Here is a 13,213-nt window from a genome sequence, read left to right on the forward strand (position 1 = left end):
GCTGAATGAAAGGCTCCACTATGACATGGAGGCGAGGAAGGGCTGCGCGGCTGGTCAGGGCGCCAGGCCGGAACAGTCAGGCTCCAGACGGATGGTGACGGATCGTTCACAGTGAAGAACAGCGGGGTAGGTCAGGGCGTATCACCCTGACCTACCCCGCCGCCCGGACCGTTTCAGTTCCAGGGGTTGGCCGGCTGGTCGTCGATGGATGTCCAGAACCGGGTGCCCGCGGGGACGTCACCGTAGGCCCAGAAGCTCCAGCCCCCTGAGCTCTCCAGGTTGGGGCCGTACCTGCCGTCGTGGAACTCGGCCATGCGCCAGCCCGGGCCGAAGTTGTTCGCGCAGACGCCGTCGGCGACCGCGAGGCTGGTCAGGCGGGTGCCGCGGATCGGACCGGTGGCCGCGACCGTGCCGCGCGCCCAGCCCGCGTAGAAACCGGGTGTGATGCCCGCGGGGGCCGGCCGGCCGTCGACTCTCAGGCAGAGCAGGGGCAACGCCGTGGACACGGCGGTGTCGCCCTGATAGGCGTTGCTCAGCGGACCGCCGCCCACCTGGACCGTTCCACTGGGGCCGTCCGCGAGCAGGGTCCAGGTCATGGCCTTTCCGTTGGCGTTCACGGAGGGAGTCGCGGCTGTCGCGGCCGGGGCCATGACGCTCCCCGCCGCGGCCAGCGCCGCGACACCGAGAGCGAGGGCCGTCTTCACCGAGCGCATGATTTCTCCTCACCGATGTGACACGAGAGACATGGCGTGACGGTGCGGATTCTTCACGCTCTTCACAGGACATCCAAGGGGGGAACCGGACACCGCGCCGGAGGGCGCTCCGGCCCGGCGCGGCGAGCGGGCCGGGCCGGGTCGTCCCCGACATGACCGGCACCGGCGGCATCGGGCGCGGTCAGACGAAGGGCGTGATCCGCTCCTCGACCCCGAGCAGCACCTTCCCGTAGATCTCCATGGCCACCGCGGGCGTGGACGCCGCGTGCCGGCCGGCCACGCTCGCGTCGCGCCAGATCCGCTGGAGCGCGCTGGTGTCCGCGAAGGACCCGGCGCCGTGCACATTGAGCAGGGTGCCGATGGCGGACAGGAGGTTGTCGATGGCGTGTCCGGTGTCGGCGCGCACCCGCGCCCTGGTCAGCATGTCGAGGTCGGCGCCCTGCGCCGCGGCCGTGTCGAGGTCGGCGGCGGCCCGGTGCGCGTGCAGATGGGCGGTGTCGATCTTCATGGCGGCCTCGGCGACCTGGAGCTGGACGCCCACCGACTCGGCCTGGGTCTCGTAGTACGTGTACGAGATCGGCTTGGTCGCGGCCTTCTCGGTGACGAGCTTCAAGGCGGCGCGCCCCAGGCCGAGCTGGGGGCCCGCGAGGCCCACGGCGAGCAGCGGGGAGAACGCGGTGCGGAACAGGCCGCTCGGGCCGTGGTCGGCGGGGACGTCCCCCTCGATGGCACCGGGTACGGACATCACCCGGTGCCCGGGCACGAAGACGTCCTCGGCGATCAGGCAGTTGCTGGCGGTGCCGCGCAGCCCGGCGACGAACCAGGTGTCCTCCAGCTCCAGTTCGGACCGCGGGACCAGCACCATCGCCTGGTCGACCACCTCGCCGTCCCCGTCGGTGAGGGGCATGCCGAGGACCGCCCACGAGGAGTGCGAGGAGCCCGAGTTGTAGTACCAGCGGCCGGTCATCCGCCAGCCTCCCTCGACCTTGCGGCTGGTGGCGGTCGGGCTGAACACGCCGGTGACCCGGGCGTCGGGGTCGGCACCGAAGACCTCCTCCTGCGCCTGCTCGGGGAAGAGCGCGGCGAGCCAGTTGGCCGTGTTGACCACGGCGGCCACCCAGCCCGTCGAGCCGTCGCCCTCGGCTATCGCGGCCGTCACGTCGATCAGGGTGCGGACGTCGCTCTCGTGGCCGCCGAAGCGCCGCGGCACGGTCAGCTTGAACAGGCCGGCCTCCGCGAGCGCCTCGATCACTTCGTCGGTCACCCGCCGCTCCGCGTCGATCCGGGCGGCGTGCTCACGCAGCAGGGGCTGAAGCGCCTCCGCCCGCGCCACGAGCTCGGCCCGGGTCGGGGCCGGGGCCGCGGCGGGCGGGACGGCGGACGGCGCGGGACGGGTGTACGTGCTGGTCATGTGGGGCTCCCGGCTGGGGTTCGGCTGGCTGGGTGTCTGACTGAGGGGCGTCCGACGGAGGTTCATCGCGCGAACGCGGAAGGGGCGGGGGTCATCGCGCGAACGCGGAGTGGGTGCCGAAGGTGCGGCGACCGTAGACGAGAGGTGCTGCCTCGGCCGTGCGGACGTGCGCGACGTCGCCGAGGAGCAGCAGGTGGTCGCCGCCCTCGACCACCGATCCGAGCTCGCACACGAGCCAGCCCGGCGCACCGGTCAGCCGCGGCAGCCCGTGGTCGTAGCCCCAGGGCGTCCCGGACGCGGCGAAGCGGTCGGGCACACGGCGGGCGAAGGTCCTGGCCTGCTCGTCCTGGTCGTGGCCGAGCACGTTCACCCCGAACCGCCCGGTCGCGAGGATGCGCGCGAGGACGTCGGAGGAACGGTCCAGCGCCACCGAGACCATCGCCGGGCGGAGTGACAGCGAGGTGAAGGCGCTGACCGTGGCCCCGTACGGGGTCCCGTGCTGAGTGGCCGTCACGATCGTCACCGGGGCACAGACCCCGGCCATCGCGTCGCGGAAGTCCTGCTCGATCACCGTGCTCGCTCCCCTCTAATCATCATGATGATTACGGTGATCATGCATGTGGTTTACGAAAGGCGTCAAGAGGTGCGATGCTATTCGTCATAATCAATTCCGGCGGGGTTGTCGGGGACCGAGGAGGCACCGTGGGAACCGCAGACCACCGCACAGACGGGCACGACACCGGCCACGCGCGTGACGGTGCCGAACCCCCCGCCCTGCGCCGCGACGACTGGGAGCGCCCCGCCTCCCCCTCCCGCGCCGAGATGGCCGCCGAGCGCATCGCCGAGCGCGTCACCCGCACCGAACCGGGCGCCCGTCTCGGCACCAAGGACGAACTGCGCACCGCGTGCGGGGTGTCCGTCGGCACGTTCAACGAGGCGCTGCGTCTCCTCCAGGCGCGCGGCCTGGTCACCGTCCGGCCCGGCCCGGGCGGCGGGCTCTTCGCCGCCCAGCCACCGCCCGCCGGGCGGCTGGACGCCTGGGCCCGGGCCCTGGACGAGCGGCGCCCGGACGAGGCCCTGCGCGTCCGCGACGCCCTCGACCCCCTGCTCGTCGAGGACGCCCTGTGGCACGCCTCCCCCGCCGACATCGCCGGGTTGCGGCGTCACCTGACTCCCCTGGGCGAGGCCGCCGACGCCGCCGACCCCGTCGCCTTCGCCCACGCCGACCGGACGCTGCGCGCCCGCCTCGCCGCCCTCAGCCCCAGCGCACTGCTGCGCTCGCTGTACGACGGCCTGCTGACCGTCGCCGAACCGGCCGGACCCACCACCACCGCCCCCGAGATTCTCCGGGCCCGGTACGACCGGCAGGCCGCTCTCGTCGACGCCCTCGACGCGCGCGACCGCGACCGGGCCCTGCGGCTGGCCGCCGCACCCGCCGGCACGCCGGAGGCCGGCGGGGCCCCGGTCTCCTGAGCGCGCGGACGACAGCGCGCAGACGACGAGGCCACAGCCCATAGAGCTGTGGCCTCGTCGTCTTCAGCCGCGATCGCGGTGCCGGGTTCCGTCTACCAGGTCACAGGGATCCCGGCCGGCATGATGGCCATGCGGTCGGGGTGCCAGGGCACTTCCGACGGCGGCACGGCGAGACGGATGCCGGGCAGCCGGTCGAGGAGGACGCGGAAGGCCACGTCGGACTGGCGGCGGACCAGGTGGGCGCCGGGGCAGTGGTGGCGGCCGTAGCCGAAGCGGAGGTGCGGGTTGGGCGAACGGGTCGGGTCGAAGGTCTCCGGCTCGGGGAACGCGGCGGGATCGTGGTTGACCGCGTCCAGGGAGAGCAGGACCATGTCGCCCTCCTTCACCTCCGCCGGACCGAGCCGCGCGTCCCGGGTGACGAAGCGCGGGATGGCGTTGCCCAGGACCACGCCGCAGCGCAGGAGTTCCTCGACGCACTGCGGCATCGTCTCCGGGCGGGCCCGAAGCTCGCTCATGACCTCGGGGTGCTGGAGGAGGTTGAAGGCGGCGACGCCCAGGAAGCTCGCGAAGTCCTCGTAGCCGCTGACGAAGAGGACGGACACGATGTTCGACAGCTGCCGGTCCGTCAGCCCCTGGTGCGTGGCGTTGAGGTCGGCGAGGCGGTCCGCCAGGCCGCGCGGCTCACCGGGGCGGCGGGCCGCCATGTGCTCGTGCATGTAGACGCGGATCTCCTCCCAGTTGCGGGCGAGTTCCTCGTGGGTGGGCGTGACCATGGTCAGGTCGAGGTCGGCCCGTACGGCGAGCCAGGCGTGGTCCTCGAAGGGCAGTCCGAGCAGCCGGCACATGCACTGCCCCGCGACCCACTCCGCGAAGTGGTGTTGCAGGTCGCCGGGGCCGCCTCCGCGGACCATCGCCTCCAGGCCCTCGCGGGTGACCTCCTCCACCCAGTCGGCGGGAAGTTCGGGCTGGTTGCGGCCGAGGGCCTTGAGCACCTCGTCGCGCAGCCCGGCCTTCTGGAGGTGGTTCATGGCGTCGAGCAGCTCGGGCGCCAGGATCGGGGCGTCCTGCCCGGGGCTGTCCGCCTCGGCCAGCACGGAGCGGGCGAAGGCGCGGTCGCGCAGCACGTGCTGGGTGAGCTCGTAGCCGGTGACCAGCCACGCCTGGTCGCCGGAGTTGGTGCTGACCCGGGCCACGGGGCAGCGGCCGCGCAGCTCGCCGAGTTCGGGGGCGAGCCGGTCGCCCCGGGTGCTGAAGGGGTAGTGCGGGAGGGGCTCGTCGTGCGGGGTTTCCTCGGACGCGGGGGCGTGAGGTGCGGTCATGGTGTGCGGGGTCTCTTTCCTGGGATCTTCCTGGGTTCTTTCCTGGGGGCGCCGGCAGTGCGTCCGCCGGGCGGGCGCGTCACCAGCGCACGGGCAGCCGGGCCGGGGCGCGCAGCGGGGTGGACTCGTCCCAGGGGATGGTCTCCGCCGGTACGGCGAGCTCGATGCCGGGGAGCCGTTCGAGCAGCACCTCGATCGCGGTGGCGAGCTGGAGCCGGGTCAGGTGCCCGCCCGTGCACGCGTGCGGGCCGTGCCCGAACGCGACGTGCGCGTTGGGCGACCGGGTCAGGTCGAGCCGGTCGGGGTCGTCGAAGGCCTCCGGGTCGCGGTTGGCGGACGCCGGCACCGGGACGACCGCGTCCCCGGCCCGGATGTGCTGCCCGTGCAGGGTGAAGTCCTCCTTCGCGACGAGGATGTTGATGGCGTTCATCAGCGGGACGTACCGCAGCAGTTCCTCCACCGCGGTGCCGATCCTCCCGGGCTCCTCACGCAGCATCCGCAGCTGCTCGGGGTGCGTGAGCAGGGCGAGCAGGGCGTTGCCGGTGTGCTGGATGTTGGTCTTGTAGCCGGCCATCAGCATGGTGACGACGAAGCTGACGACGTCGTCCCTGGTCAGCTCGCTGCCCGGGCGGCGGGCCTCGGCCAGCAGCAGCCGGATGTAGTCCTCGCCGTCGGTGTCCTTCTCCCTGAGGGAGATGAGCTCCTCGGCGTAGTCCTGGAGCGCGTACAGCGCCGCGAGCACCTCCTCCATCGTCAGCCCGGCCGCGCCGAGGAGCGCCAGGGTGTGCGGCAGGTAGACGTCGCGGTCCTCGTACGGCAGGCCGGTGGTCTCGCAGAGCACGCGCAGCGGCAGCGGCTCGGCGTACGCGGCGACGAGGTCCGCCGTGCCGTCCCGGGCCCCGGCCACCATGGCGTCGATGAGCTCCCCGGCCATCGTCCGGATCCGGGGCCCCATGAACTCCAGCCGCCGCCGGCCGAACATCGGCAGGACGGTGCGACGTACCCGCTCGTGGTGCGCGCCGGTCATCTCCAGGAAGGTCGGCAGGCACGGCGGCGGGGCGTCGGACCCTTCGCGGGGCGGCCAGGCCGACAGCAGCGGCCGGACGAGCCGGGGGTCGGCGAACGCGGCGCGCACGTCGTCGTAACGGCTGATCAGCCAGCCCGTCTCGCCGTTGGGCAGCTGTGCCTTGACGACGGGCTGTTCGGCGCGCAGGCGGGCGTAGGCGCAGGGCGGTCCGGCGGTGCCGGGCTCGACCTCGGGGACCGGGACGAGGGCTTCGGACGGGTTCACGCGGTGTGCTCCGATCCCGCCGCGGCGGCGTGCGGCGCCGGCCGGTCCGGTACGTGCGCGGGGCGGTCGAGGTAGCCGGAGGCGAAGAAGTACTCCAGGTACCGGTCCAGCAGCGCGGAGTCCACGGGCGGGCAGTGCAGTCCGCTGTCCGTGAGCGCTTCCTCGGCGTTGCGCCGGCCGAGGACCGGGAAGGTGTCCTTGAGGTACATCTCCTTGACGGACATGTCGGCGTTGCGGCTGCGGTCGACGCACAGGGACACGAACGGCGCCGTGGCGCTCGTCGGCTTCTCGGCGACGTACCGCACCAGCTCGCCGACCCACCGGTCGTACGGCAGCGTGCGCAGGGTGAAGCCCGCCGCCCGCATCCGGTCGAGGACGTCCGAGAACATCGCCGGGCGGGGGTTGGTGACGTGGTAGACGCGGCCGTCGGCCTTCTGGTGCGTGGCGATGTGGACCACGGACTCGGCGAGGTGGTCGACGGGGACGAAGTCCATCGGCAGCTCGATGTCGGGGGCCAGCCCCGTCTCGGCGACCGTCTTGAACAGCGAGCAGATGGCCGTCTCGGTGTTGCACGCGCCGGTCGCCCGGTCGCCCGTCACCTCGTACGGCCGGTACACGGCCACCGGCAGGCCCTGTTCGGCGGCGCGGCGCAGCACGCCTTCGGCGACCCATTTGCTCTCGGCGTAGCCCATGGTGAGCCCGTCCGCGTGGGCGAGCGGCAGGTCCTCGTCCACCTCGCGCACCCCGGCGGTGCCGAACCCGGCGACGACGGCGACGGTCGAGACGAAGTGCACCGGGACCCGGCGGGGTGCCGCGATGCGGATGATCTCGCGGGTGCCGTCGACGTTGGCCGGGCGCAGCTGCTCGTACGGGTAGAGGAAGTTGACGCGGGCGCCGTTGTGCACGATCAGGTCCAGCCGGCGGGCCAGTTCGGCGGAGTGCCCGGCGTCGAGCCCCAGTCCCGGCTGGGTCAGGTCTCCGGGGAAGCACTCGACCCGCCGCCGGTCGGCCTCGTCGAGGTGCAGTCCGTAGCGGGTGAGCGCGGTACGTACCCGCTGTTCGGCGTGGGCCGGGCTCGTCGCCCGGACGGGGCAGTGGACGCGGGCGGTCGTCGAGCGCAGCAGGCGGTGCAGCAGGAACACGCCGACGAACCCGGAAGCGCCTGTGAGCAGGATGTCCTTCGGGTCGTGCGGGTGCGGTGCCGGGCCTTCGGCGGGCGGGAGGTCGAAGCCGAGCTCGGTCTCGGCGGCGAAGTCGACGGCCGGCTCCGCGTCGTCCGCCCGGCCGAAGCCGCCCCGGGCCTCGCGCACGGCGGCGGTGAAGCCCTCCAGGGTGGGCGCGGCCAGCAGGGCCCTGATGAGGGTGGAGCCCAGGGCCGCGTCGAGGCTGAGCACGGCGAGGGTGCGGGTGACGGCCTCCGAGGCGAGCAGGGAGTCGCCGCCGAGGAGGAAGAAGTCGTCCTGGGGCGTGGGGCGTACGCGCAACACCCGCTGCCACACCTCGGTGAGGACGTCGAGCAGGCCCTCGACCTTCGGCTCCTCCGCCTCCTCCGTCCCTTCGCGGCTCGCCGCGTCGTCGGCGCGGCCGGGCAGCGGTGCGGTGGACTTCAGGCGGGCGCGGTCGACCTTGCCGCCGCTGGTCACGGGGAAGTGGTCCATGGGTATCAGGACCGGGACGGCCTGCGGGGGCAGCCACTCGGCGCAGTAGGCGCGCAGGGCGGGCAGCGGCAGGGGGTCGCCGGGGCGGGCGGCCGTGACGTAGGCGGTCAGGGCGCCGGACTCGGCCTCGACGACGGCCTCGCCGACCGCGGGGTGGGCCCGCAGCCGGGTCTCCACCTCGTCGAGTTCGACGCGCGCGCCGCGCAGCTTGACCTGGCGGTCGAGGCGGCCGCGGTACTCCAGCAGGCCGTCGGCGGTCCGTACGACCCGGTCGCCGGTCCGGTACAGCGGCCCGTCCGGCTCCACGGCGGGCAGCGGGACGAAGCGCTCGGCGGTCAGCCGCGGGTCGCCGAGGTAGCCCAGGGCCAGCCCGTCGCCGCCGACGTACAGCTCGCCCTCCTCGCCGGGCCCGGCCACCGAGCCGTCGGGCCGCAGGACGTGGCAGGTGGAGGCGCCGAAGGGGCGGCCCAGGGGGACGGTCGTGGCGTCCTCGGGCAGCGGGTCCAGGACGTGGGCGGTGGAGACCACGGAGTTCTCGGTCGGGCCGTAGAAGTTGACCACGGTGGTGTCCGGGCAGGCGGCGAGGACGGCGTTCGCCAGCCGCGGGTCCATCGCCTCCCCGCCGGCGGAGACGTGCCGCAGCGTGGCCAGTGCCTCGGGGCGGGTGCGGGCGACCAGGTGGAAGACGCTCGTCGTCAGGTACGCCATCGTCACGTTCTGCGCGCGGAAGAGGCGTTCCAGGGCGAGGGGTGAGAGGAGTTCCTCCCGGTCGGCGAGGACCAGGCAGGCGCCGGTGAGCAGCGCGCCCCAGATCTCGATCGTCGAGGCGTCGGAGGACAGGCCGTAGGCGTGCAGCACCCCGTCGCCCGGGGCGGGCGGTGACAGTTCGGGGTCGGACAGCACGAGGCGCACCACGCCCCGGTGCGGTATCGCGACGGGCTTGGGGCGGCCGGTCGTGCCGGAGGTGAAGACGACGTAGGCGCAGTCGGTCGCGGAGCGGGTACGGGGGTGGCCGCGGTGGGCGCCGGCGGCCGCGGCGTCGGTGGGAGGCACGGGGTGGTCGAGGGAACCGACCTCGACTGACGCGCGTAGACCACGCACGGGGCGCGTGCTGCCGGGCAGGGTGACGGCGGCGCTGAGCCCCGCGTCCTCGGCCATGGCCCGCAGGCGCGCCGGCGGAAGGTCGTCGTCGAGCGGTACGTACGCGCAGCCTGCTTTGAGGATGCCCAGCAGTGCCACCAGCGCTTCCAGCGAGCGGCTGCCGCACACGCCGATGAGGTCACCGGGACGGACGCCGCGGGCGAGCAGGCGTGCCGCCAGGGCGTCGGCGTGGGCGTCGAGTTGCCCGTAGGTCACGGTGCGCTCCCCGTGCCGGGCCGCCGGGGCGTCCGGCCGCGCCGCGGCCCGCGCCTCGAACAGCTCGGGGACGAGGCTGTCCCGGGGGTAGCCGGCCGCGAGCGCGCCGGGCGCCGCCGGCGACGGGGCGGGGGCCGGGGAACGGGGTAACAGCAGGCGTGACGAAACGTCGGTGTCGGTCATCGAGTCCTTCTTGCTTGTGGGGCTTCGGCGCGGGTGCGCGCCGTTTCGTGCGGTGGGGCGGTGCGGAGGACGCGCCGGCTCTCAGGCCGCGCCGTCGTCCTGGGCGGCGCCGGCTTCGGCGAAGTCCGCCGCGAAGGCGGCGAAGTCGGCGCTGCGCCAGTGCCGCGGGCGCATGCGGAAGACGATGTCGTCCTTGAGCTGGTCGGAGGTCGCCGCCAGATAGGCGCCCGCCTCCTCGGGGTCCAGGTACCGCCGGGCCAGTGCCTCGCGCAGCTCCGGGTCCACCGTCTCCTCTATCGCCGTGACGGGTCCCTCGACGCTGACGTAGCGGTACGGCCTGCCCTCGTCCTGCACGCAGAGGCTGAACCGGCCGGCGGCGCGCAGGAGACTCGCCTTGATGGTCGCCCGGCCCATCTGGACGACGACGTCACCGCCGGGCTCGTAGCCGTACCAGACCGGCACGATCAGGGGCGCACGATCGCCGCCCCGGGAGTCGGTGACCCCCAGGACGCCGACGCGCGGCTCGGCGAGGAAGTGCTCGCGGGCGGGGCTGGGCATGGAGGGCAGCATGAGTGGGGCTCCTGTCTCGGTGGCCGGCACGGCGCGGCCGGAACGGTGCTGTCGCGGCGTCGTCTTGTTGAGCAATCTTGAAAGCGAGTGATCAATCCCCGAACATATGGCCGACAAACTCGGGATTCTGCCGGTTTTTGAGCCGCTTCTCACCAGAGCGCGGCGAGGCGTGCACACTCAGTGATCACCGCAGGTAGGAGTGAACAGTGAGCCGAAGGGACGGGGCGGGCACGCCGCACCGGAAGATGATCATCCCCAGGGCTGACGGGACGCTTGAATGCGCAAGCATGTCCGGATCGCGCCGCTCGAACGCCGACCGTCAGAAGCGGCCCGTACGGCACGGACCCCCGGCCCCACAGGGCCTGACCCGCCCTTTCTCTGCGAGTAGACAGTGTCTACCTCCTCTGGTAGACACTGTCTATGGAATCTGGGAGCCCGCTGCGGGAACGGCTGATCGACATCGGCGTGGACCTCGTCATGACCGAGGGAACCGCTTCACTGGGACTGCGTGAGATCGCCCGCCGGGCCGGGGTGTCGCACGGAGCGCCGCGCCGTTACTTCCCCACCCACCACGCCCTGCTCTCCGCGATCGCCCACCGCGGTTTCGCGGACCTCAAGGGCCGGTTCGAGGCCGCGACCGGCGGTACGACGTCGCCGCGCGGCCAGTTGCGGGCACTCGGGCGGGCGTACGTCGGGTACGCGCTGGAGCACCGCGGCATGTTCGAGCTGATGTTCCGGCACGACCTGCTCGACAGCGAGGACGCGGCACCGGACCGGCCCCGGCTGCGGGAGTCGACCCTCCCGCTGTTCGGCGTCGTCGTGGAGCTCGTCACCCGCTGCCGGGCGGAGCGGGACCCCGCGCACGGGCCCGGCGCCGCGGAGGACGCGGGCGCGGCGGCGGTCACGGCCGCCGCCCTCTGGTCGAACCTGCACGGCATCGCCCAGCTCTGGGCCTGGGGCAGCCTGCGGCTCGCCCTCGGCACCCCGTCGACCAGCGGTGCCCCCGACGATGATCGGCTCGACCGGCTCGTCACGGCGGCCCTGGACGCTCATCTCGGCCCGGTGACCCCGTGACCGCGGCCGGAGCCCGACCCGCACGGCGGCACCTCGCGCTCCTCGTCAGCGCGGCCGGCGCGATGATCGTCGCGCTGGACGGCACGGTCCTGCTCATGGCCCAGCCCGGTCTCCGGCGCGACCTCGGCGCGAGCGTGGCGCAGGTCCAGTGGACCAGTACCGGCTACCTGCTCGCGGTGGCCGCGCTCCTGGTCCTCGCGGGGCGTCTCGGCGACCGGTACGGGCACCAGCGGCTGCTGTTCACCGGCGTGCTCGGCTTCGGGGCCACCTCGGCCGGCATCGCGCTCGCGCCCTCCGTCGGCTGGGTGATCGGCCTGCGTGTCGCCCAGGGGGTGTTCGGCGCGCTGCTCCAGCCGGCGACGCTCGCACTGCTGAGGCTCACGTATCCGCCGGACCGGCTCGGCACTCCGGTCGCCGTCCGTACCAGCGCGATAGGGGTGGCCGCGGCGGCCGGCCCATTGCTCGGGGGTGTCCTCGTGGCGCATCTGGGCTGGCGTTCCGTGTTCTGGGTCAACGTCCCGGCCGCGCTCGCGATCGCCGCGCTCACCCTCGCCGTTCGGGCGCCGGCGCCCGAACGCCACCCGTCCCAGCGGCTGGGGCTCACCGGTGCCGCCCTGCTCACGACCGGGCTCGCGGTCCTGGTGCACACCCTGGCCGGGGTGCCGGCGTACGGGTGGACGGGGACGCCGACGCTGCTCGGGCTCGTCGCCGTCGCGGGCGTCGCGGCAGTGCTCGTCGCGCACGAACGCCGTACCGCGCACCCGTTCGTGCCACCGGCCGTGGCGCGGTCGGTGCCGGTGACGGCATCGATGGCGCTCCTGCTGCTGAGCACCGCCGGCCTGTTCGGCACGCTGTTCGTGACCACGTTCTTCCTTCAGGACGTGCTCCGTCTCGACCCGCTCGACTGTGGTCTGCGGGTACTCCCTCTGACCGCGTTCATGGTCATCGGCGCGCCTCTCGCCGGTGCCGCGCTGCGCTGGACGAGCCCCCGCCGCGCCGCGCTCGCCGGTGTCGTCCTCGTCGTGCTCGGCATCGCGGGGCTGTCCCGGATCGGCGAGGCCGGTGCGTGGACGGTCACCGGCGCGGCGTTCGCCGTGCTCGGTGCGGGGTTCGCCACCGTGATGGTCGCCGCCACCGGCACCGTCGTCGGCGACGCGCCGCCCGGGTACGCGGGGGTCGTCGGCGGACTCAAGCAGACCGCCATGAACGTCGGCCCGACGTTCGGCATCGCCGTCGCCGCCGGGATGACGCCGCCGGCGTCGTCCGCCGCGGGGCTTTCGGACGCGGGCGCGGCCTTGGAGTCGTCCCCGGCGATGGGGTCCACCCTGCTGGTCCTCGCCGGACTCACCGCTCTCGGCCTGCTGCCGGCGTCGCTGCTGCCGCGCGACCGGCCCGGCACACGGCCTCGCGGCGATACGCACCGGAGCGGCCCCGCCCCTGCCTGTCCGGCAAGGCGATATCCACTCGAAGACGCCGGACGCTGACGGCGACCGGCCAGAGGGACCGATTCCGTCCATGTCGTACCAGTGCCTTGACGGCCGGTCGTCACCGGGTGGGGAATGGGCGGGCCCGGACCCGTCACGTCACCAGGAGGACGAGATGAGATCCATCCGTATCCCCGCCCTGATCGCCGCGTCGGTGCTCGCCGCCACAGGGATGGCGACCGGTACGGCGCAGAGCCACGACAAGTCCCCCGCGCCGGCCGCGGTCCCTCTGTGGCGCAGCCTCGCCGGCCACGAGAAGTGCGTGGGGCTCGCCGACAACGGCAGCACCGCGAACGGCACCGACCTGGTCGTGTGGGACTGCCACGGCAACTACGACCAGCGGTGGGCGGCCGGCGCCCCGGCAGGTCTGATCCAGAGCCTGGCCGCCGCCAACAAGTGCGTGGGGCTGGCGAACAACGGCAGCACGGCCAACGGCACCCGGCTGGTCGTATGGGACTGTCACGGCAACTTCGACCAGCAGTGGGCCGTCCACAGCGACAACAGCGTGCGCAGTCAGGCCGCCGCCAACAAGTGCGTGGGACTGGCGAACAACGGCAGCACCGCGAACGGCACCCGGCTCGTCATCTGGGACTGCCACGGCAACTACGACCAGCGGTGGCGCTTCGGGTTCTAGCCGTTCGCCCGCGGATCCGGCAGGTCCGGCGGGGATGACGCGTGCCG

11 protein-coding genes are annotated in these 13,213 nt (G+C 73.5%); 4 read left to right on the forward strand and 7 right to left on the reverse strand.

What is annotated here, in order from left to right; all coding sequences use genetic code 11:
- Positions 1-173: 173 nt before the first annotated feature.
- The 3 genes from SMD11_RS01425 to SMD11_RS01435 all read right to left on the reverse strand — a co-directional run bounded on the left by SMD11_RS01425 (position 174) and on the right by SMD11_RS01435 (position 2,695).
- Positions 174-713, reverse strand: coding sequence for a flagellar hook-length control protein (locus tag SMD11_RS01425; RefSeq protein WP_087924650.1), 540 nt, complete (start codon positions 711-713; stop codon positions 174-176).
- A 181-nt stretch (positions 714-894) separates the two neighbouring features.
- Positions 895-2,124 carry an acyl-CoA dehydrogenase family protein gene (locus SMD11_RS01430; RefSeq protein WP_087924651.1) on the reverse strand — a complete coding sequence of 410 codons (1,230 nt, stop codon included), beginning with the start codon at positions 2,122-2,124 and terminating at the stop codon, positions 895-897.
- 91 nt (positions 2,125-2,215) lie between these two features.
- Complete coding sequence (locus SMD11_RS01435) at positions 2,216-2,695, reverse strand: flavin reductase family protein (RefSeq protein WP_199843778.1); 480 nt, start codon at positions 2,693-2,695, stop codon at positions 2,216-2,218.
- Between the two features lie 131 nt (positions 2,696-2,826).
- Between SMD11_RS01435 and SMD11_RS01440 the strand changes: the two genes are divergently transcribed.
- On the forward strand, positions 2,827-3,597 hold the full coding sequence (locus SMD11_RS01440) for a FadR/GntR family transcriptional regulator (protein WP_234365843.1): 771 nt from the start codon (positions 2,827-2,829) through the stop codon (positions 3,595-3,597).
- Positions 3,598-3,689: 92 nt separating this feature from the next.
- Here SMD11_RS01440 and SMD11_RS01445 read toward each other — a convergent pair whose 3' ends face one another.
- The 4 genes from SMD11_RS01445 to SMD11_RS01460 form a co-directional block, all read right to left on the reverse strand.
- Positions 3,690-4,916 (reverse strand): cytochrome P450, encoded by a 1,227-nt coding sequence (locus tag SMD11_RS01445; protein ID WP_087924653.1) that lies wholly within the window; start codon positions 4,914-4,916, stop codon positions 3,690-3,692.
- 79 nt (positions 4,917-4,995) lie between these two features.
- On the reverse strand, positions 4,996-6,207 hold the full coding sequence (locus SMD11_RS01450; protein ID WP_087924654.1) for a cytochrome P450 family protein: 1,212 nt from the start codon (positions 6,205-6,207) through the stop codon (positions 4,996-4,998).
- Positions 6,204-9,404, reverse strand: a complete 3,201-nt coding sequence (locus tag SMD11_RS01455; protein WP_087924655.1) for an amino acid adenylation domain-containing protein — start codon at positions 9,402-9,404, stop codon at positions 6,204-6,206. Before SMD11_RS01455 ends, SMD11_RS01450 begins: the two co-directional genes overlap by 4 nt.
- Positions 9,405-9,485: 81 nt before the next feature.
- On the reverse strand, positions 9,486-9,974 hold the full coding sequence (locus SMD11_RS01460) for a pyridoxamine 5'-phosphate oxidase family protein (protein ID WP_087924656.1): 489 nt from the start codon (positions 9,972-9,974) through the stop codon (positions 9,486-9,488).
- Positions 9,975-10,394: 420 nt separating this feature from the next.
- Here SMD11_RS01460 and SMD11_RS01465 point away from each other — a divergent pair, with 420 nt between their 5' ends.
- The 3 genes from SMD11_RS01465 to SMD11_RS01475 all read left to right on the forward strand — a co-directional run bounded on the left by SMD11_RS01465 (position 10,395) and on the right by SMD11_RS01475 (position 13,166).
- Complete coding sequence (locus SMD11_RS01465) at positions 10,395-11,048, forward strand: TetR/AcrR family transcriptional regulator (RefSeq protein WP_087924657.1); 654 nt, start codon at positions 10,395-10,397, stop codon at positions 11,046-11,048.
- Positions 11,049-11,110: 62 nt separating this feature from the next.
- The gene (locus SMD11_RS01470; RefSeq protein WP_087930226.1) at positions 11,111-12,532 is read left to right on the forward strand and encodes an MFS transporter; all 1,422 of its coding nucleotides are present in this window, start codon (positions 11,111-11,113) and stop codon (positions 12,530-12,532) included.
- Positions 12,533-12,647: 115 nt separating this feature from the next.
- On the forward strand, positions 12,648-13,166 hold the full coding sequence (locus SMD11_RS01475) for an RICIN domain-containing protein (RefSeq protein WP_107421917.1): 519 nt from the start codon (positions 12,648-12,650) through the stop codon (positions 13,164-13,166).
- Positions 13,167-13,213: the final 47 nt, after the last annotated feature.

It is taken from the genome of Streptomyces albireticuli (assembly GCF_002192455.1).
GTDB lineage: Bacteria > Actinomycetota > Actinomycetes > Streptomycetales > Streptomycetaceae > Streptomyces > Streptomyces albireticuli_B.

Bases quoted from the DNA above. Each gene is read 5' to 3' on its own strand.
- SMD11_RS01430 (WP_087924651.1), bottom strand. From the start codon at position 2,124: ATGACCAGCACGTACACCCGTCCCGCGCCGTCCGCCGTCCCGCCCGCC.
- SMD11_RS01465 (WP_087924657.1), top strand. From the start codon at position 10,395: ATGGAATCTGGGAGCCCGCTGCGGGAACGGCTGATCGACATCGGCGTG.
- SMD11_RS01475 (WP_107421917.1), top strand. From the start codon at position 12,648: ATGAGATCCATCCGTATCCCCGCCCTGATCGCCGCGTCGGTGCTCGCC.
- SMD11_RS01445 (WP_087924653.1), bottom strand. From the start codon at position 4,916: ATGACCGCACCTCACGCCCCCGCGTCCGAGGAAACCCCGCACGACGAG.
- SMD11_RS01470 (WP_087930226.1), top strand. From the start codon at position 11,111: ATGATCGTCGCGCTGGACGGCACGGTCCTGCTCATGGCCCAGCCCGGT.
- SMD11_RS01460 (WP_087924656.1), bottom strand. From the start codon at position 9,974: ATGCTGCCCTCCATGCCCAGCCCCGCCCGCGAGCACTTCCTCGCCGAG.
- SMD11_RS01455 (WP_087924655.1), bottom strand. From the start codon at position 9,404: ATGACCGACACCGACGTTTCGTCACGCCTGCTGTTACCCCGTTCCCCG.
- SMD11_RS01425 (WP_087924650.1), bottom strand. From the start codon at position 713: ATGCGCTCGGTGAAGACGGCCCTCGCTCTCGGTGTCGCGGCGCTGGCC.